The 19,739-nt window shown below is 49.4% G+C and carries 17 protein-coding genes, 3 tRNA genes and 1 riboswitch; of the genes, 3 read left to right on the top strand and 17 right to left on the bottom strand.

What is annotated here, in order from left to right; genetic code table 11:
* Positions 1-65: 65 nt before the first annotated feature.
* From ribB to folD, 13 genes are all read right to left on the bottom strand, one after another.
* The gene (gene ribB / locus C1H71_RS11025) at positions 66-821 is read right to left on the bottom strand and encodes a 3,4-dihydroxy-2-butanone-4-phosphate synthase (RefSeq protein WP_262488275.1); all 756 of its coding nucleotides are present in this window, start codon (positions 819-821) and stop codon (positions 66-68) included.
* Positions 816-977, bottom strand: a riboswitch (FMN riboswitch). It overlaps the preceding gene by 6 nt.
* A gap of 273 nt (positions 978-1,250) precedes the next feature.
* The gene (gene nth / locus C1H71_RS11020; RefSeq protein ID WP_130106590.1) at positions 1,251-1,901 is read right to left on the bottom strand and encodes an endonuclease III; all 651 of its coding nucleotides are present in this window, start codon (positions 1,899-1,901) and stop codon (positions 1,251-1,253) included.
* Positions 1,898-2,149: a DUF2164 domain-containing protein gene (locus tag C1H71_RS11015; protein ID WP_130106589.1), complete on the bottom strand. Its 252-nt coding sequence runs from the start codon at positions 2,147-2,149 to the stop codon at positions 1,898-1,900. The genes nth and C1H71_RS11015 overlap by 4 nt, the downstream gene beginning before the upstream one ends.
* Before the next feature lie 107 nt (positions 2,150-2,256).
* Positions 2,257-2,460, bottom strand: a complete 204-nt coding sequence (locus C1H71_RS11010; protein ID WP_130106588.1) for a hypothetical protein — start codon at positions 2,458-2,460, stop codon at positions 2,257-2,259.
* On the bottom strand, positions 2,441-3,115 hold the full coding sequence (locus C1H71_RS11005) for an electron transport complex subunit E (RefSeq protein WP_262488274.1): 675 nt from the start codon (positions 3,113-3,115) through the stop codon (positions 2,441-2,443). The genes C1H71_RS11010 and C1H71_RS11005 overlap by 20 nt, the downstream gene beginning before the upstream one ends.
* Before the next feature lie 72 nt (positions 3,116-3,187).
* Entirely contained in the window at positions 3,188-3,808 is a 621-nt protein-coding gene (gene rsxG, locus C1H71_RS11000) for an electron transport complex subunit RsxG (RefSeq protein ID WP_130106586.1), read from the bottom strand.
* Between the two features lie 132 nt (positions 3,809-3,940).
* The gene (locus C1H71_RS10995) at positions 3,941-4,960 is read right to left on the bottom strand and encodes an RnfABCDGE type electron transport complex subunit D (protein ID WP_130106585.1); all 1,020 of its coding nucleotides are present in this window, start codon (positions 4,958-4,960) and stop codon (positions 3,941-3,943) included.
* A gap of 152 nt (positions 4,961-5,112) precedes the next feature.
* The gene (locus C1H71_RS10990; RefSeq protein ID WP_223145849.1) at positions 5,113-5,508 is read right to left on the bottom strand and encodes a hypothetical protein; all 396 of its coding nucleotides are present in this window, start codon (positions 5,506-5,508) and stop codon (positions 5,113-5,115) included.
* Positions 5,501-7,600 (bottom strand): electron transport complex subunit RsxC, encoded by a 2,100-nt coding sequence (rsxC, locus tag C1H71_RS10985; RefSeq protein WP_262488273.1) that lies wholly within the window; start codon positions 7,598-7,600, stop codon positions 5,501-5,503. Before rsxC ends, C1H71_RS10990 begins: the two co-directional genes overlap by 8 nt.
* A complete protein-coding gene (gene rsxB / locus C1H71_RS10980) occupies positions 7,597-8,154 on the bottom strand; it encodes an electron transport complex subunit RsxB (protein ID WP_130106584.1) in 558 nt (185 codons plus the stop codon). The genes rsxC and rsxB overlap by 4 nt, the downstream gene beginning before the upstream one ends.
* 248 nt (positions 8,155-8,402) lie before the next feature.
* Complete coding sequence (gene rsxA / locus C1H71_RS10975; RefSeq protein WP_223145848.1) at positions 8,403-8,984, bottom strand: electron transport complex subunit RsxA; 582 nt, start codon at positions 8,982-8,984, stop codon at positions 8,403-8,405.
* 197 nt (positions 8,985-9,181) lie between these two features.
* The gene (locus C1H71_RS10970) at positions 9,182-10,201 is read right to left on the bottom strand and encodes a quinone-dependent dihydroorotate dehydrogenase (RefSeq protein ID WP_130106583.1); all 1,020 of its coding nucleotides are present in this window, start codon (positions 10,199-10,201) and stop codon (positions 9,182-9,184) included.
* A 54-nt stretch (positions 10,202-10,255) separates the two neighbouring features.
* Positions 10,256-11,110, bottom strand: coding sequence for a bifunctional methylenetetrahydrofolate dehydrogenase/methenyltetrahydrofolate cyclohydrolase FolD (folD, locus tag C1H71_RS10965; RefSeq protein WP_130106582.1), 855 nt, complete (start codon positions 11,108-11,110; stop codon positions 10,256-10,258).
* Positions 11,111-11,403: 293 nt separating this feature from the next.
* On the opposite strand from folD, the gene C1H71_RS10960 reads away from it, so the two are divergent.
* The 3 genes from C1H71_RS10960 to C1H71_RS10950 all read left to right on the top strand — a co-directional run bounded on the left by C1H71_RS10960 (position 11,404) and on the right by C1H71_RS10950 (position 11,797).
* A tRNA-Pro gene (locus C1H71_RS10960) sits at positions 11,404-11,480 on the top strand.
* A gap of 82 nt (positions 11,481-11,562) precedes the next feature.
* A tRNA-Arg gene (locus C1H71_RS10955) sits at positions 11,563-11,639 on the top strand.
* Positions 11,640-11,721: 82 nt separating this feature from the next.
* A tRNA-His gene (locus C1H71_RS10950) sits at positions 11,722-11,797 on the top strand.
* Between the two features lie 296 nt (positions 11,798-12,093).
* On the opposite strand, the gene C1H71_RS10945 is transcribed toward C1H71_RS10950, so the two are convergent.
* The 4 genes from C1H71_RS10945 to C1H71_RS10930 form a co-directional block, all read right to left on the bottom strand.
* Entirely contained in the window at positions 12,094-15,288 is a 3,195-nt protein-coding gene (locus tag C1H71_RS10945; protein WP_223145847.1) for a type I restriction endonuclease subunit R, read from the bottom strand.
* A 284-nt stretch (positions 15,289-15,572) separates the two neighbouring features.
* The gene (locus C1H71_RS10940) at positions 15,573-16,613 is read right to left on the bottom strand and encodes a PDDEXK nuclease domain-containing protein (RefSeq protein ID WP_130106581.1); all 1,041 of its coding nucleotides are present in this window, start codon (positions 16,611-16,613) and stop codon (positions 15,573-15,575) included.
* Between the two features lie 100 nt (positions 16,614-16,713).
* Entirely contained in the window at positions 16,714-17,970 is a 1,257-nt protein-coding gene (locus C1H71_RS10935) for a restriction endonuclease subunit S (protein ID WP_130106580.1), read from the bottom strand.
* Positions 17,967-19,514 (bottom strand): type I restriction-modification system subunit M, encoded by a 1,548-nt coding sequence (locus tag C1H71_RS10930; protein ID WP_223145846.1) that lies wholly within the window; start codon positions 19,512-19,514, stop codon positions 17,967-17,969. Before C1H71_RS10930 ends, C1H71_RS10935 begins: the two co-directional genes overlap by 4 nt.
* Positions 19,515-19,739: the final 225 nt, after the last annotated feature.

Raw genomic sequence — 19,739 nt, 5'->3', positions numbered from 1 at the left:
TCCAGCAAGCGCCCTTCAGCAAAGTATGCAAAAGGCGCTCACTCCTTACAGATTTATACTGCTATTTATTTAGCCTGCTGCAAGCGATATTCAACCAACTCAGCAATGCTGAGCACCTGCAGGCCGTTCTCAGCAGCGTAGCGGGTAATATCGTCCCCACGCGCCATCGTGCCATCTGGGTTCATTAGCTCGCACAATACGGCGGCGGCTTGCAAACCCGCTAATACAGCGAGATCAACCGACCCTTCGGTATGGCCACGGCGCGCCAATACCCCCCCCGCAGTGGCGCGTAGCGGGAAAACATGGCCAGGGCTAGCGAGATCTTCAGGCTGAGCGCCTTGGGCAATCGCAGCCTTAATGGTCGTCACCCGATCTGCGGCCGACACACCTGTGCTCACCCCATGCCGCGCCTCTATCGATACCGTAAACGCCGTGCTAAAGCGGCTTTGGTTATCTGCCACCATAGGCGGCAATTGCAAATGCTGCAGGGTTTCATCCGGCAGGCACAGGCACACAATGCCGCTGCCATCACGGATCATTTGCGCCATAGAGCGGTCGGTGATTTTTTCGGCCGCGACGATTAAATCGGCTTCGTTTTCACGGTCGAAATCATCCATCAATAAAACCGGCCGCCCTTGGCGCATATCAGCCAAGGCCTGTTTAAAGCGAATTGGAAAAGTACTTTGAATAGGATTTGAAACAGCTTCGATCAACATAAAGAAACGCTCTCGCAATAAAAGGGGCGAAAAACGGTTCAGGGAGTGGGATAGCCGCAAGCTATCCGCCATAAGCCTATGTATGGCAGCTAGATTACCGCTCATCTTCTTTCATCCGGACTATCACCGTCGGCTCTGGAATTAAACCAGATCTGCTGACCCTTCCCAATACAAGGAGGCGCTCGCGGGCTTGTGTATTTTTTTTGAGAAAACAACACACTTACCGCCGGTGGGGAGTTGCACCCCGCCCTGAAGACGTACGACTTTGGATGATTAATCCAAACGCTATTGTCGATCCTTGCAGTGCAGCATGTCCAGCCAAAACGGGAAAACACTTACAAAATAACTAGGTATTGTTGAAAGCTCGTTATAGATTTGCTGTTATCTAGCTAATATTAGTCAGCACATAAAACAGCCATCCACAAGCCGTTGAAAGCCCAAAAAGTGTGGGAGCGCAGCTTGCTGCACCCTATATATACGTTAGCCCATCATTAATAATGTAAGGCGAGAGAAAAATCCTATTAAGAACGAGCGCTAACGCCCCGGCGGCGGCGTAATTTGCTTAGTTTTGTAATCACAAACATCATTTACTACGCAGCTCCAGCATTCGGGCTTACGGGCTTTACACACGTAGCGGCCATGCAGAATCAACCAGTGATGGGCGTTAAGTTTAAATTCGGCGGGGGTGTTTTTTAACAGCTTTTCTTCAACAACTTTAACATCCTTGCCAGGGGCTAAACCCGTGCGATTAGATACGCGGAAGATATGCGTATCCACCGCAATGGTTGGGATACCAAACGCCGTATTCATCACCACATTGGCGGTTTTTCTACCCACACCGGGCAGGGCTTCCAGCGACGCTCTATCCCTTGGCACTTCGCTGCCGTGCAGCTCGATGAGCATACGGCAGGTTTCCAGCAAATGCTTAGCTTTGCTGTGATAAAGGCCAATGGTCGCAATATAGGATTCCAGCCCTTCCACACCTAAAGCCAAGATGGTTTCTGGCGTATTGGCAGCCGGGAATAAGCGCTTAGTCGCCTTATTCACCCCCACATCGGTCGCTTGGGCTGAGAGCAATACCGCCGTCAGCAGCTCAAAGGGGCTGCTGTAGTTAAGCTCAGTGGTTGGGTTAGGATCAAGATCTGCAAGACGCTGGTAAAAGATCCGCCGAGTTTCTTTATTCATTTTTTAATCCAGAAGCTCATTTCTGGCTCAAAACAGCTCCCCGGCATATCAAGCGCTTTGTCTTGCATATACGCTTGGGCATCCATAATTGCTTGGTTGTAAATGCTAGGCGCAATTTCTTGCATAATGAAATCTAACAACATGCCGGCCTGTAAATTACCAATAGGTTCGTCCATATTTTTATCAAAATAATGCTTAATTGACTTTATCAATAAGGCTTCGGCCTCTTTGCTTATTTTTAATGCCATTAGAACTGATCCATATAAATTGTTAAAACGCTTAGAGTAGATTAGACAGCCTGCGTGCTAGGTTTACCAAACTCAGAGATGCTGTCACCGCAGGGCCTCCCTGCTCACTATTCATCTTTATCACGGGATATCGTATCCCACTCATCCCATGGCTCGCGCATGAGCTGAATGTAGTAATAGATGCCAACCGCCAGCAGAGTAACCCCCAAAACCAGCACGGCTAGCTTGCCCCAAAACCCAAAGCTCAGCAGCCACCAAATCACGGCCGCCAGTACAAAATAAGCCAGTAGCTCAATGGCTCGCCACAGCATGGGCCAGTCGTCCTGCTTTTGCCTCAAGGCGTTTATCCAAGGCTGTTTTCACCGCAATCAGCAGACCTAGGCCAATAAATGCACCAGGCGGCAAGATGGCGAGTAGAAACTGATAATGCATGTCGGCGGGAATAATATGGATCGTCCAAGCTTGCGCCTTAGGGCCAAACACCAGATCAATACCAGAGAGCAAAGTGCCCTTGCCCACCAGCTCACGCATTCCCCCAAGCACCGCCAACACCAACGTCAGGCCAATGCCCATAAAGAAGCCATCTAGCGCCGAATCCCAAACGCTATTCTTGCTGGCAAACGCCTCCGCCCGCGCCAACACGATGCAGTTAGTGGTAATCAGCGGGATAAAAATCCCCAGCACCACATATAAGCCATGCGCGTAGGCGTTAAACAATAAATCCACTACGGTAACCAAGGCCGCAATAATCAGAATAAAAATCGGGCTGCGTAATTCATTAGGCACAAACTGGCGAATCGCTGCAATGGCCGCGCCCGACACCAGCATCACTAGGCTAGTCGCCAGCCCCAGCGACACACCATTCACAATATTGCTCGACACCACCAACACGGGGCACATGCCCAAAATCTGCACCAGCCCAGCATTTTGCTTCCAGATGCTGTTGCTAATAATTTGATTGCTCACTTTACGCTCCAATTACTTACATGTACCACACGTGATCAACTCTCTCTTTACGCGTGGGCACAAGTGCCCACGCTATAAAAACAGCTGTGGCTGCTTCGCTACGTATTCCAACACCCGCTTTACCGCCGCTGTAACCGCACGAGGGCTGATGGTGGCACCTGCCATATAATCAAAACCACCGCCGTCTTTTTTTACTTTCCAAAAATCTGCGTTTTGCGGGGTGAGTTCGCGGCCTTTGAATTGCTCTATCCATGAGGATTTAGCCACATCGATATAATCCCCCAACCCCGGTGTTTCTTTATGCGCCACCACCCGCACCCCCAGCACCTGCCCATCTTTTGCTACGCCAACCAGCAGTTTAATTTTGCCAGCATAGCCATCAGGGGCTGTGGCTTCAAATACAGCAGCCTCTGTTTTGCCGGCCTTTTTAGCCAGATAAACATAGCTATCGCCATCATTACCCATGGCTTTGCCATCCTCCGCAGATAACAGTTTTGCACCTTTCAGCAGATTATTATCAAAACTTTTGGCAGGTAAAACTTGGGCGATCAGCGCCGCTTTAGCTTTTTCTTCATTAAACAGTACTTTCTTGCGAGTGAGCTGGTACGTGCCCGCCATCAACGCCGTAAACACCACCGCAAACAAAAATAAAGTCCCCGCGCCACGCACCCCATTGGCAAACATGGTTTTCATTTATTTCTCCCTAATAGCTACAAACACAACCTCAATCTTAAAACACGGAGAAAAACCTCATAAATAACGTTTTCTCCGTGAAACTCGGCTTTATCTGTGTCCTCCGTGTTTCAAGGTGTCGGTTTATTTATCTTATGTTTTCGCTTTACGCCCAAAAACCGGCGGTTGGGTGTATTGATCGATAAAGGGGGTGGCGATATTCATGATCAGCACGGCAAAGGCCACGCCATCAGGATAAGCCCCAAACATTCGGATCATATAAGTCAGTAGCCCCGCTAAAGCGGCAAAGATCAGCCTGCCGCGTGGCGTGGTCGGTGCAGTTACGGGGTCTGAAACTATAAAAAATGCCCCCAAAATGGCCGCGCCGCTAAAGAGGTGAAACCAGGGCGGGCTATAATTAGCTGGATCTATGCCGTAAAACACACTAGCAGTCAGCATAAAAGCACCCAAGAATCCCACTGGAATCTGCCAAGGAATGAGCTTTGCTCGCAGTAAATATAAGCCCCCCAGTAAGAACCCCGCCGCTGCCCATTCACTGCCCACGCCAGCCAGATTGCCAAATAGCGGTGCGCCCATTACATCTGCCAAATCCTGATGCGCTTTTAAACCCGTTTTAATGGTATCTAGCGGCGTAGCCGAGGCCATGGCATCAAAAGCCGCTGGCACTGCTCCGCTAAAAATCGTGATCACTTGAGTGATACTATCCAAATGCGGCATATCCAGCGCTAAAGGCGCAGCCCAGCGCGACATTTGCGCTGGGAAAGACACAATCATCACCGCAAAGCCCACCATGGCTGGATTAAATGGATTCTGCCCCAGCCCGCCATATAAATGCTTGGCTAAGCAAATAGCAATCAAGCTAGCCAACACCACCACCCACCACGGAGCCAGCGGCGGCATAGACAAGGCCAGCAGCAATGCGGTTACCGCAGCCGAGCCATCTAAAATAAACGGTTTGATCGGGTAGTTGCGTAGCTTTAAGCAAGCCGCCTCCGCCAGCAGCGCCGTTAGCAGTGCCAGCGCAATCTGCACCAACACCCCCACGCCAAACGCCCAAGTCAGCGCAATAATCCCCGGCAACAAAGCCGCCGCCACTTTGAGCATGACGACTTGCAAAGGCGTCGGTTTAATAAAAAAGGGCGATGTGTTCATTTAATTCCAAAAAGGTAGAAACTCAGGTACGCAAAAAAAACCTAAAATTTGTAGCCACACACAGAGAAAACATAAGAAGAAAATGAGAACAAATGTTCTTCTCCGTAAAACTCCGTGTTTCAAGGCGTGGGTTTTAATCTGTATCACATCGCCTAATAAGGCAAATCATCCGCATCGATACCGATAAAATCGGGCTCTGGGTCTTGGCTAAACTGCACGGCCTGTATCGCTGTTTGGCCTTGCATCAAGGCTTTAGCCACCCGGTGCATGCCGTCCATTACCCTGCCGTTTTGCGACAAAATAATGGGGAAGCGCAGATCTGTTTCATTAATTAATTTGGCGTGTTCGCTAATGGCGCGGCAAGTTGGCACGGCTCCACCCTCGTCAAACCAGTAACTCTGATCTAACTCAGCAATCTGCTCCAGTGGCAGGCTGATTACGGCAAACTGTGCGCTCAGCTTAATCAAGCGGTGCACATCCCAAGCCTTTAAACCCTGCTCTGATGCGCGTAAATGATATTGCTTTCGCATCGACTCAAGATCATTCATCTTTCGCCGCCTTAGCGGCTTTTGCCGCCATCGCTGCATCAATACGCGCTTGGCGCTCTGCGGCCAGTGCCGCTTTTTCCTCTGGGCTCATGGCGGCAAGACGGGCTTTTTCTGCATCTCTTTTGGCCATAGCAGCCCGAATTTTGGCTGCTTTTTCTTCATCAAGTGAAGATGCTGACTCTTCAAGAGGTGCTACGCTTTCTGCTTTTCTTAGTGCCGCAGCGGCTTTAGCCTCGGCGATTTCTGCCTGCTTGGCGGCCTCCCAATCACTGCGCTCTTCTGGGCTCATCGCGGCAATGCGAGCTCTTTCTTCACGGCGCTTATCAAGGATTTCTTTGGTGCGATCGCTCTTATCTAAGCTGCTCACAGGGATATTTTGTGCAGGAGCCACTACTGATTCTTCGCTGTGCACCATCGGCACAGCGGCCTCCGCTGCCACTTTTTTCGCTGCAGCTCTCGCCATTGCCGCCGCAATTTTGGCTTTTTTCTCGGCAGCTAATTGCGTGGCTTGATCGGCGTCGGTAGCAACAACGCCCACATCACTCGCTGGTGATTCGCTAGCGCTCGCCGTTCTAGCCATCGCTGCTTTAATCTTGGCAGCGCGGATGGCGTCTTCCGGATCATCAGACACCTCGGCTTGCGCCAGCTTTTGGGCTGCTTTAGCGGCAAGGCGCTCGGCTTTTTCCTGCTTTTCACGCTCAGCGCGAAATTCTCTAAACTCAAAGCGCTCACGCGCTAAATCGGCGGCATGTTTGGTTTTTTCAGCGGCCCAGATTTCAGACTTTGCAAAGCGGTAGTAATCCACCAAGCGGATATTGCTAGGGCAAACATAGGCGCAAGCGCCGCATTCGATGCAATCAAACAGATTGCGCTCCTGCGCTTTACCAAAGTTTTTGCTTTTGGCAAACCAGAATAAATCCATAGGCTGCAGTTCGGCAGGGCATGCTTCCGCGCATTTGCTGCAACGGATACAGGGCATTTCACGCGGTTTTTCAGGGAAATCTACCGGCGATTTGGCAATCACACAATTGCCCGCCTTGCTCAGCCCCACTTCTAAAGATGGCAGCTCAAAACCCATCATCGGGCCGCCATAAATATAGCCGCTGCTGCCTTTATCCCCCGCTTCTTTTAATAGATGTTTAAGCGGCGTACCAATCAACGCCTCTACATTACCTGGCCGCTCTACATTGCCAGTAATAGTGACCACGCGCCGAATCACCGGCTCACCATGCGCCAGCGCGCAATAAATACTGTGAATGGTGGCCACATTAAAGCACTGCACACCCAGATCCGTGGAACGCACCCCGCCTGGCACTTCGATATCGCACAGTAGCTTGATTAACTGTTTAGCGCCGCCCGAAGGGTAAAGCGTAGGCACCAACACCACCTCAATCGCAGCCACCGCGTGGCTTTGGTTAGCGGTAATGGCTAAGCGCAGTGCCTCTGCGGCCTCTGGCTTATTGTCTTCAATGCCAATTTTGATCTGTTTGGCGTTTAACAGCTGCTGCACCATCAAGATGCCGGCGATAATCTCGCTGGCGCGCTCTCTCATCATGCGATCGTCGCAGGTAATATAGGGCTCGCACTCCGCGCCATTAATCACCAGCGTATCAATCGCTTGAGTATTGAGCTTAAGGTGCGACGGAAACACCGCGCCGCCCAGCCCTACCACGCCCATATCGCGCAGATAATCGCGCACTGCCTTGGGCCCAGCGCTTCTCCAATCAAATGGCGTTTTGGCAATCCACTCATCCTTGCCATCGGTTTTCAGCGTAATGCACAAATCGGCAAGGCCTGAAGGATGTGGCACTTGGTGCTCGCCTATAGCGATAATCTCGCCCGAAGTAGGTGCATGAATGGCGGCCGAAACCATGCCATCAGCACTAGCCAGTTGCTGGCCTTTTAATACCCGCTCGCCCACCACCACAAGCGGTTTTGCAGGGTTACCAATGCTTTGCTGCAAGGGCAAAATTAAAAATGGCGGCAGCGCAGCAGCGCGGATTGACGTGCGGTTGGACTCGGTTTTATGCTCGGGCGGATGAACACCGCCATGAAAAGTCACAACCTTCATCACAGGGTTGGTTTGAGTCATGATTTAACTTTGATGGGGATAACAGGATAGCGCCAACGCCAGTTATTGACCGTGGTTCCCACGGGAACAATATCAATACAATCCACAGGGCAAGGGGCGACGCAAAGCTCGCACCCAGTGCACTCCGCAGCAATCACAGTATGCAAATGTTTGGCAGCACCAACAATGGCATCCACTGGGCAAGCTTGAATGCAGAGCGTACAGCCTATACAGACCGCCTCATCAATCAAGGCAACGGATCGTGGCTTTTCAACGCCATTCTCAGCATTCAGCGGTTTAAATTCTTTGCCCAGCAGCTCCGCCAGCTTGCGGATACCATCCTCGCCACCTGGCGGGCAACAATTGATATCAGCCTCTTCATTAGCAATCGCCGTGGCATAAGGCTTACAGCCAGGAAAACCACACTGACCACACTGGGTTTGCGGCAGGATTGCGTCGATTTTATCCACCAAGGGATCTTCATCAACCTTGAACTTGATCGCTGCAAAGCCCAGCACTGCACCTAATATCAGCGCCAAAATAGCCATTAAAACGATGGCCAGTAAAAAAGACATAGCTTTCCTATAAATAATTGCAGATCACAACTTACAAACCCAAATCTTGAACCACGTAGGACACCGAGAACACGGAGGGGCACGGAGAAAACCTAGGAATTAATGGAGTAATAATAAAATAAGGATCTCCCGAAGAGGGCGTAGATTGAAAATCAAATCCATTTCTACGTAATGCCTTCATCAGCTATTGATATCGCGTTGGTTTTCTCCGGGTAACTCTGTGTCCCTTGTGGTTAAAAATTAGGGTTTTATCGCACCAAGCCCGCAAAACCCATAAATGCCAAGCTCATCAACCCCGCTGTAATAAACGCAACCGGCGTGCCTTTAAAAAACGCGGGGATATCCGCCCCTTCCAGCCTTTCGCGCATCGCGGCAAATAGGATAAGCACTAGGCTAAAGCCCACGGCAGAGCCAAAGCCAAAGAGTAGGGATTCTACAAAGTTGTACTTTTGCGCCGAGCTAATCAGCGGCACGCCCAATACGGCGCAGTTGGTGGTAATCAGCGGCAGGTAAATCCCCAGCGCCTGATACAGCACTGGGCTGGCTTTATGGATAAACATTTCAGTGAATTGCACGATAGCGGCAATCACCACAATAAAGGCCAGCGTGCGCAGGTATTCCAACTGCCAGAAGATCAGGATCTGATCGATCATCCACGATGTGCCCGAGGCAAGTGTCAGCACAAAGGCCGTGGCAAGCCCCATCCCAATCGACGCCTCCAGCTTTTTGGATACGCCCATAAACGGACACAGCCCCAAAATGCGCACCAGTACCGCATTATTAACCAGCACCGCGCCCAGAAGCAGCAGTAAATAGTGTTGCAAATCCATTGTTTATCCAAATAGCAACGCGTGCTCACGCAAATTAAATTTACAAGCAAACTCAGCTGAGTTAGTACATGAGCCAAGTCTTTAACCACAGAGAGCACAAAGCAAAGGGCAAATAGATCTCAGGCCCTTTGTTGTTTTCGCTGTGATCTCAGTGCTCTCTGCGATTCAGGATTTAATTTAGCCCGCCATTGCAGCAGTTACATCGCAGCAATCGCCTCAGCGCAATCGCTGACTAACTGAGGGCCTTCATAGATTAGGCCGCTGTATACCTGCACCAAGCTTGCTCCAGCGCGGATTTTTTCTACGGCGTGTTCACCCTTAAAAATACCGCCCACGCCAATAATCGGCAAAGCGCCATCTAGCGCTTCAGCTAAATCACGAATCACCTTAGTTGATTTAGCCCGCACCGGCGCACCGGATAAGCCACCGGCCTCTTGCCCATGCTTTAAATGCTCAACCCCCACGCGCGATAAAGTGGTATTGCTGGCAATCACCCCATCAATCCCACTCGCCACTAGGCGCTCGGCGATGTCTTGTACTTGGTTGCTGTCTAAATCCGGTGCTATTTTGAGGGCAAGTGGCACGTATCGGCCATGACGATCCGCAAGCTCGGTCTGCTTTTGCTTTAATGCCTTTAATAAACGGCCTAATTCATCCGCCCCCTGCAACTGGCGCAGGTTTTTAGTGTTGGGGCTAGAAATATTTACCGCTATGTAGCTGGCGTGTTGGTAGGCTTTATCTAAGCAGATCAAATAATCATCAACGGCGTTTTCAATCGGCGTATCAGCATTTTTACCGATATTGATCCCTAAAATGCCTTGGTAATTACTGTTTTTAACATTTTCAATCAGCTTATCCACACCGTCATTATTAAAACCCATACGGTTGATAATGCCTTCAGCTTCGACAAGACGAAACAGCCGTGGCTTAGGATTGCCAGACTGTGGGCGCGGCGTAATCGTGCCAATCTCTAAAAAGCCAAAACCCAGCTCTGCCATTGCATCGATATGATCGCCATTTTTATCAAGCCCAGCGGCAAGCCCTACTGGATTAGGAAAATCCAAGCCCATTACAGAGACAGGGCAATCTACAACGGTAGGCGTAAACGAGCGCAAAAATCCTAAGCTATGCAAAGCATGCAAGCCATTAAACGCGGCGGCATGGGCTTTTTCGGCATCAAGTAAAAAAAGAAAAGGTTTAGCAAGCTGATAAGACATGAAGGGGGACGTCCAGCAAAGAGTGGGCTGGGTGAACCCCAGCCAAGAATTAACTTAACCCTTGCGATTTACGCAAGCATCAAACGTGTTTTGCATCAAAGTTGCCACAGTCATCAAACCCACACCACCCGGCACCGGAGTAATCCACGCGGCTTTTTCTTTGGCCAGATCAAATTCAACATCACCACAAAGCTTGCCGTTTTCTAAACGATTGATACCTACGTCAATCACAATCGCGCCCGCCTTAATCCAATCCCCTTTTACAAAATTAGGGATGCCTACGCCAGCTACTACAATATCTGCACCGCGTACTTTGCTTTCTAAATTTTGAGTTTTACTATGGCAGATCGTAACAGTAGCGCGTGCCAGTAATAGCTCTAAAGCCTGCGGGCGACCGACGATATTAGATGCGCCTACGATAACCGCATCTTTACCCACAATATCAATGCCGGTGCGCTCTAACAAAGTCATCACACCGCGAGGGGTACACGGGCGCAGCAAAGGCATTTTTAAAGCGAGACGGCCAATATTGTAGGGATGAAAACCATCCACATCTTTTACTGGGTCGATCAGCTCGATCACTTTCTCTGCATTGATATGTTTTGGCAAAGGCAGTTGCACCAAGATACCGTCGATCTCGTCATCCTGATTAAACTTAGTCACCAAGGCCAGTAAATCAGCCTCTGATGTATCCGCTGGCAAATCAATATCAACAGAGCGAATACCCGCATTGGCGCACTGACGCTTTTTATTACCGACGTAGACTTGGGAAGCAGGGTCTGCCCCAACCAAAATCACGGCAAGTGCAGGAGCACGCAAGCCACTTGCCACACGGGCATCTACTTTGGCACGTACATCACTAACAATTTCGGCCGAAATAACTTTTCCGTCGAGAATTTGGGCTGTCATGGGTAAAACTCCTGCTGTTTCTATCGCAAAAAAACGCATTTTCTCATGCAAAAGCCGCTAACCCAAACATTTCCTACATATTTTTCAAAGTAAGCCACCTTGAGCTAAACAAGAAACTTCAAAAAATCCACCCTATATTTCAAATATTTTTCAAAACAAAAATCATCTTAAAAAACAATACATAGCATAAGAATTAAGTCAGTTTCCAGGGGATTTATGCTATCGCCCCCAGAAAAAAGATCATTAAGGTGCTTGACGCAATAAAATCGACACAGTATATTGCGTCCTCTGTTCGGGGCGTAGCGCAGCCCGGTAGCGCATCTGCTTTGGGAGCAGAGGGTCGTGAGTTCGAATCCCACCGCCCCGACCAGAACTTATTCTTATACGATAAGTTGTTTTAAAGTAAGAACTTATTTACCCAGATAAGAAAATTTATAGTACGGTTGTACAGTGTGCCCGTAGCTCAACTGGATAGAGCAACGGCCTTCTAAGCCGTAGGTTACAGGTTCGATTCCTGTCGGGTGCGCCAAGTGTGTGATCGACTATTAAAACGGACCAAAATTTTAGTTTTAGACTTATGGCATTTTAAGTCTTAAACGCACCGCTCAGCGGTGGCTGTAGCTCAGTTGGTAGAGTCCAGGATTGTGATTCCTGTTGTCGTGGGTTCGAGCCCCATCAGCCACCCCAGTAAGAAAACAAAAAGCCCATCCGCAAGGTTGGGCTTTTTGCTGTTCAACGTTTATCTAACTCTCTATTTTTTCAGCTACAAAAAAACAGGCACTCTCTAGTCGCCTTTTTTTTGCATTAGGGTACGGCTCACATTAACTTCAAGACTTTTAAACCGTCATCATTCCCGAGCACCATTGGCGGGAATCCAGCTACGCGGCTGGGTTCCCGATAAAATCATTCGAGAATGACGGGCTTAATTTCGGGAAGTTATTTTGAACCACATCGATAGAATTGCTCAAGCAAGCCGCCACAATTTACCCAGCCATATGCTCATAAACAAAGCTATACGCCCTTGCGGCCTTTTCTTGGCGTAAATCTAGGTTATAGGGCTGCGGTAATGTTCTAAAAATATCTCTAATCGTTTTTTGCACTGCGGCGCGGGCTTGTTGTTTTAAACGCCAATCCAGAATCAGCTTTTCCGCTTTCAACTTTGCCAATAGCTCTTTCGCTAAACGACGCACTTCTTGCTCTTGAGCGGGCGTTAGTGGCGGGTCGGGCTGGGTCAGAATATCAAATACCGCCAATTCTTCTTCGCTCAGCCCCAGTGATACGCCACGTAGCTCTTCTGCACTCAGCTCCTTAGTAAATTGCTTGAGTTCGGCAACAAAAGCTTCAACATTCATACAGCCTGCATTGTAGGCATCAATTAACTTTTGAAAACGCGCTAGCATCCCCTCGCGACTTGGGTTTTTGCTCGCCAACTCATTAAGCTTTTTCTCAACAGCACCTTTTAACTGCTCTGCAGCAATGTGTTTACGCTTGCCCATTTGTAATTGAGCATCCAGCGCTTCAAAATCGATTTCAGATAAATCAATTAAAGCCTTAGGCATACCGCTGGCTGGGATATGGTAGCCCTCAGTAGCAATAGAATCATCGAGCAAAGCCTCGATATCATTCATGACATCGCTAATATCTACAGGAGGCATTAGAGCCTTCACCTGCCTTGCTAAAAAAGCCAAAGCCACTGTTTTAGGCGCGTAATCTGCGGCATGGGTATCCGGCAAAATTGCTTTGTAGTGTTTGGCTACAAAACCCGCCAACGCCATAAACTGAGCCTTGATTTCTTCACTACTTACAATGGCATCAACTGCATCCATCATCAGGCCGACACGGTAAAAACCTTCGGCAGCAATAATTTCAGCAATACTGATACGCTGCACCTGGCACCACATCTCAGCATCGGCAATGGCCTGTTCCAGCAACAAGATAAGCTGTTGTTTGGCCTCCAGCGGCATTTCACCCAAATGCTCGCCCTGCCCGCCCTCTCCACCCCTGCCTGAATGAGCATAAACAGACAGCGCGTCTTGCAGATGACGGAAAATCCCAATGTAATCAACAATCATACCGCTGGTTTTGCCACTCGCAACACGATTGGCGCGGGCAATGGCTTGCATGAGCGTATGCGCCTTCATCGGCTTATCAAGATACAAAGTCGAGCACGTTGGCACATCAAAGCCCGTAATCCACATCGCGCAAACAAATACCAGTTTCAGTTTGGTCGTCGGGCTTTTGAATTCTTCTTCCAAATCACCCTGCATCATGCGGCTGCGATGCGGCTCAATATCCAAGCCTTTCGCTTTCAGGTCGGCCACTTCATTTTGGCCTTGCGACACCACCACGGCCATATCGGTAGCTAGCATCAGCTCGATACGCGCTTGCAAAGCCAAGGCATGCTCGCCCGTGCTCAACTTCAGCTCGGCATGTAGACGTGCCAGCGTCGCTTGCCAATGCGCTTGTACCTTGTCATACATTTTGATGGCAGTGGCTTTATCAATGCACACCATCATCGCCTTGCCGCGATAGCCCCGGCCAGTAAAGTGTTCGACGATATCAGCAGCAATGGTTTCCAGCCGGTCGTTCCGGGTAATCAAATGATATTGGCGACCAAATTCACGCTCTAGTTTTTTCTCTTGTTCCCCGTCCAGCTCAGCGTTTTCCAGAATCGCTGCCAAATCGGCATCCAAATCTTCATTCGTTAATTGCAAAGCGGGAATGCGATTTTCGTAATACAGCGGCACAGTTGCGCCGTCTTCAATCGCTTGGGCAAAGTTATAAACCGAAACATAATCACCAAATACTGCACGGGTTTTTTCATCCTCGCCTGCAATCAAAGGTGTTCCGGTAAATCCAATAAAAGCGGCATTGGGCAGTGCCTTACGCATATTCATTGCAAACGTACCGTATTCACTACGATGCGCTTCATCCGTAATAACAATAATGTCAGAGCGATTCGATAGGGTCGGGTATTCCTCGCCCTGCTCATTACGGAATTTTTGAATCAGCGTAAATACATAACGCTGATTTCCAGCCAGCAACTCTTTTAAATGCACAGCGCTATTTGCCTGAACTTCAGCACCATTTATGCTGCCGGTATTGGCAAAGGTTTTATAAATTTGCGTATCAAGTTCTTCGCGGTCGGTGACAATCACAAAGGTCCACGCACCTGGACGTTTGCGCAAAATTTTCTGCGTAAAAAACACCATTGATAAACTCTTACCGCTGCCTTGGGTATGCCAAAACACCCCCAACTTGCCTTGGTTTTCGTTCAGCTTGCCCACTTCCTCAACGGCTTTGTTCACACCAAGGAATTGATGGTTTTTGGCGACCTTCTTCACCAGCCCACCACGAACCAGCTCAAACAGCGTGTAGTTTTCAATCAGGTCAAGTAATCGCTCGGGCAGCAGCATCCCGCGCAGTGCAGTTTCTAGCGATACCTTGGCGGGCTCTTCTTCGGTCGAAATTCGCTTCCATTCGGCAAAGTGCTCCCACATCGACGTAAGTGTGCCGACCTTGGTTTCGCGGCCATTGGATAACAAGATAAACGCATTGAAGTGAAACAGTTGTGGGATGCTTTGCCCACGGTAATCACGCAGGTTTTCATCAAAGGCCGCTTTTAGATGAACACTAGGCGCTTTAAATTCCAGAAAGACCAAGGGTAAGCCATTGATAAACCCCACCCCATCACAGCGACGCTGGTACATATCACCAGACACCCTAAACTGCGTCGCCAGAAAATAATCGTTATTAGCAGCATTTGCCCAGTCCACCAGCTTTACCGTTTCAATACTCGGTAAACCATCTGCACCAGCAAAGCTTACTTTTACGCCGTCACGCAACAGACGATAAATAGCTTGGTTGGCAACCACCACCGATTCACGCGAACGGTCGATATTTAAGGCATCAAATGCCAGCTCATAAGCCAATGCAGGCAAGCCCGGATTAAGCCACTCTAACGCTGCCCGCAAGCGCTTGGGCAAAATCACCTGGCATTCGTTTTCTCGCCCTTCAGTTCCCGCCTTACCCAACTTTTCTTTAAATAAATCGGCATGCTGCCAGCCCAAAGACTTAAGCAACTCAATAGCAGGAGCCTCAACCAATTTCAGCTCACCATAGCCAGCAGACACTTCACGCGCAGAATGTGGGATTGGTTTTTCGATGTTATAGGGCAAAGGATTTATCCTATTTATCCAACGACAAACAGTAGCCTTATCAAAGACCTACCATTCAATATACCCAGAAAATAGGATAAAAAAGTAAGCTAAATAAAACCAAATTTTGCTGTATTATCTTATTTTTAATCTGAACATTGTCGAAAGACTACCCAAGTCGCATCAATCTTACAAGCTAGCAATCAATGCGCCCTTGGCTCCTTGCTTTTGACGCATGGAAACAGCGCGAAAAATACCACGCCCTGCCTTCGATAGAGTGTGTTTCAAGAGCGTCATTGCCACACTCAAAGTTTATCGCCCAGCTCCCGCTCAATCTGCTCGATACTCGGTAAATTGGTTTGCAATTGTGCAGGCAGACTTTCAATCAGTTGATATTCAGCGACGCCGATGGGCTTATTACTATCCCGCAAAGCATACTCGGCCACGACTTTGTTTTTGCTTTTGCACAGCAATAAACCGATGGTGGGCGCGTCGTGCTCGGATTTCATCTGCATATCCACCGCCGTCATATAAAACCCAAGCTGGCCCGTATGCTCTGGCTTGAAAGCACCCGCTTTAAGTTCAATGACGATATAGCAGCGTAATTTCAGATGGTAAAACAGCAAGTCGATGAAAAAATCATCGCCGCCCACTTCCAAATGCACTTGCCGCCCGACAAAGGCAAAGCCCGCGCCCAGCTCCAGTAAAAAATTAGACACATGCTGTATCAGCGCCGCTTCGATTTCGCGCTCATCGGCCTGCTTGCCCACGCTTAAAAAATCAAAAATATACGGGTCTTTAAGCGACTGTTGCGCCAAATCGGAGTGTGGCGCAGGCAAGCGTTCAGCAAAATTAGTGACCGCCTGACCTTCCCGCTCCAAACGTCGGGTTTCAATATGCATCGTCAACACGGCGCGCGACCAGCCGTGCTCAATGGCGCGTTCCGCATAAGTCATCCGCCACTGCGGGTCTTTCAGCTTGCTGAGCAAGACCAAATTATGCCCCCACGGCAATTGTCCAACAGCCTGCTGGACAATTGCCGCTTGCGGCCACGCCTCGGCGAATGAGCGCATATACATTAAGTTAGCGCGGGAAAAGCCCTTCAGCTCAGGAAACGCCGCGCGCAAATCATGCGCCAGCCGCTCAATCACTTTTGCGCCCCAACCCTGCTCGGCCTGCCGCGCCAAAATATCGCGGCCAATTTGCCAATACAACAGCACCAGCTCACGATTCACCGCCAGCGCAGCCCGCTGCTGTGCAGTATGAATGCGCGACTTCAGCTCAAGCAGCCAAGCCGCATAGTCGCTAGGTGTATCGCTCAAAGAAATAGGTTTATCAATGTCCATGTGGCAATACCCTTAAATATATAATTTCGACAACGCGGCTATCATGCAAAGGGTATTTGTCAGCAGACATTGATTATCAATATCCAGCACCATATACCCATCAAACCGCATCCGGCAGCACCAGCGTCGAAACATCCAACTCACCCGAAATCAAACGCGGCAAGAGTAGGTCGCGGGTTTGGCGGAGGTTTGCATTTTTTGTTTCTAAATTAAGGACCAAATCCATAAGCGGTGAGACATTAGCTTCAAATGCATGGATGACTTGAGCTGGCGCAATTGCAAGTCGCGTCGTCTTAAACACGCCCTTAGTAATTTCCTTAAAGGTCGAGCCAGTAGCTATTGACGCAAAATAATCCGCATTCTGTGTCAGCCAATGATAAAGCGACCACAAAGGAAATTTTTCATTTGGAATGCAGGTGATAAAACCTTGGTTAGTACATGCCTCGGTTGTATTTACTGCAATAACACCAAGTGTAGCTCTACTTGTCATCATCACTGAGCGAACAGGGAAAAGACGCGCCGAGCTTTTTTTCAATCCCAGTGCATTAATTTTGCTACCAGAGCACGCCATAAACTTTGAACCTGAACGGGTAAGGTCGGTTGGCGAATACCAATTAATATCACCGTTTTCCCAATAGCTAGACTCTGCTTTCGATGGTGTACCACCGCCTAATATCTCAAACGTGTTTTCAACAGTTTGAATAGCCCACCCTTCCGGCACCAAGCCTAGCTCGGTTTCGACTTTTTGGTCTTGCTCGTGGCCGGGGTAGCGGAAGTGGACGAACCATTCTTCATAAATCCGCCGCGCCATTTCCTCCAACACCGCAATCCGCCGCGTGTTGTTCTCAATCAGGTCGTCGTAGGCGGAGAGAATGGCGGCGATACGATTCTGTATTGCTCTAGGCGGTAATGAAATCTCCATTTCTTTTGCAGCACCAACGTTAAAATGTTGCTGTGCAACACCTACGAGGTTTCCAGCAACGGATGCTTTACCCCACGAGGAGTTAAAGACTGCGGCAAGAAAATAGGGATTCAAATTCGATGACGGCGTAATTACAACTAAATCTGCGCAATTGACTTCGCCCATACCTTCGGGAATGACGCAAGCAGTCCCTGGATAACCAGTTCGCACGATGGCAACATCACCAGCACGAAGTACGGACTTGCGTAGAGACTCATGAAATTCTTTTGATACATACTTAACATCTTGCATATGCAACCGAAAAGGCAAGATGTTTTGCGACCGTAAAAATGGGACTCCGCTCTCGATATAACAATTTGCCATTGAACCCACATGACCGACAGTAATCCGCGAACAAACATCCTTTAAGCGGACCTTAGTCCAATCGTGAATCATGCCAGAGACTCCAAAATTAAAGACATTCGTATCGAAATTTCCATCTCTAACTCGTGGCTTTCTGCATTCAAAACCTCAAGCTCTTCACTTAATGCCTCAAGCCGCTCAGCGAAGACCACCTCATCAAGACTAGTATTTTCCACGCCAACATAGCGCCCTGGATTCAAACTCCAGCCTTGCGCTTCGATGTCGGCCAACGTCGCCACTTTGCATAGCCCTGCCGCGTCGGCATAGACGCCAGCGGGGAAATGCTGCGCGATAAGTTCAGCGCTGTCATGGTGGTTTTCAACTGCTTCGCCGCGATACAGGCGGGCGATATTGGCGAGGAATTCAGTTTGCGTTGGTGTGAAGTCGCGCACGGAACGGCTGACTTGGCGGTAGAGGTGGCGTGCGTCGATGAACAGTACTTTATCTTTGCGCTCACTGCTGCGCTTGGCCTTATCAAAGAACCACAAAGTACACGGCAGCGTAACGGTGTAAAAGAAGTTCGAGCCGACGCTAACCACCGCATCCACTGCACCGCTTTGCAGCATTTGCTTGCGGATTTCCAGCTCGCTGCCGCGTGCGTCCCCGGCGGAATTCGCCATCACAAAACCTGCGCGGCCCGTGTCGTTCAGCGTGCTGTAGAAGTATTGAATCCACAGGTAATTGGCGTTGTCGGTACTCGGCAAGCCAAACGGCAAGCGCGGGTCGCCCTTGATACGGTCTTTATCCACGCCACTGACGTTAAACGGCGGATTGGCCATGACAAAATCGAACTTACCTAAGGACTCATGCGGGTCTTCAAAAAAGCTATTGGCCACGCGAATATCGCCGGACAAACCATGCACGGCCAGATTCATTTTGCCGAGTTTAACGGTATCGGCGGATTTCTCCGTGCCAAATACCGTGAGTTCGTCGGCGGCGCGTTTATTGTGTTGATTCACAAATTCCGCGCTTTGCACAAACATACCGCCCGAGCCGCAAGCGGGGTCGTAAATGCGACCGTGGTAGGGCTGAAGGATTTCGACAATCAATTTAACGATGCTGGTCGGGGTGTAAAACACGCCGCCCTTTTGGCCTTCTTTCATCGCAAAATTGCCGAGGAAGTACTCATAAACGCGGCCAAAGGCATCGCCTTCAATTTTAATCGGTGCCAGCAAGCGTAATAGCTCTTGAATCACGCCATTATCAAGGCGGGTATAGCTGCGCGGCAGCACGCCGCGTAAATCTTCGTTCTCCAGCTCTACCGCTGCCATGGCATTGTTGACCGCCAAGCCTAAATTTTCTGACTCAGCAAGGCTCACCAAATGGCTAAACCGCGCATGCGGCATTAAATACAGTACGCCCTCGCTTTGGTAATCGGTTTTGTCTAACTCATCCTCTGCTAAGCCAGCACTGGCAAAGCGTGCTTGGGCTGCGGCAAATTTGGTTTCGGCATAGCGTAAAAACAGCAGGCCCAATACAGGAGTAGAAAATTCAGAAGGCTTGAGGTCGGTCATGGCCCAAAGCTGGTCAGCGGCAGACCAAAGCCGTGTTTCAAGGTCTTGAAGCGAGGTATTCACGAGAGATATTGCCTGAGTTGCAGATTTAGCTGGGCAGTGTGCCTCCTTCCCCCTAGCAAGGCAACTTGCACGATCAACAAAAGCGAAGACATTCGTCATTCCGCGCAGGTCGAAATCTAGCAGCCTGTCGGGCTTAGCATCAGTCAGCTGCAAAATCACCTGATCGGGCTATATTTCACCATATTTTTGACCAACAACTCGTTATTGGCGCTGCAAACTCGGCAA

It is taken from the genome of Iodobacter fluviatilis (assembly GCF_004194535.1).
GTDB classification, from domain to species: domain Bacteria; phylum Pseudomonadota; class Gammaproteobacteria; order Burkholderiales; family Chitinibacteraceae; genus Iodobacter; species Iodobacter fluviatilis_A.
Note: the sequence above shows the minus strand (reverse complement) of the source record. Positions and strands in the feature narration are given on the sequence as shown.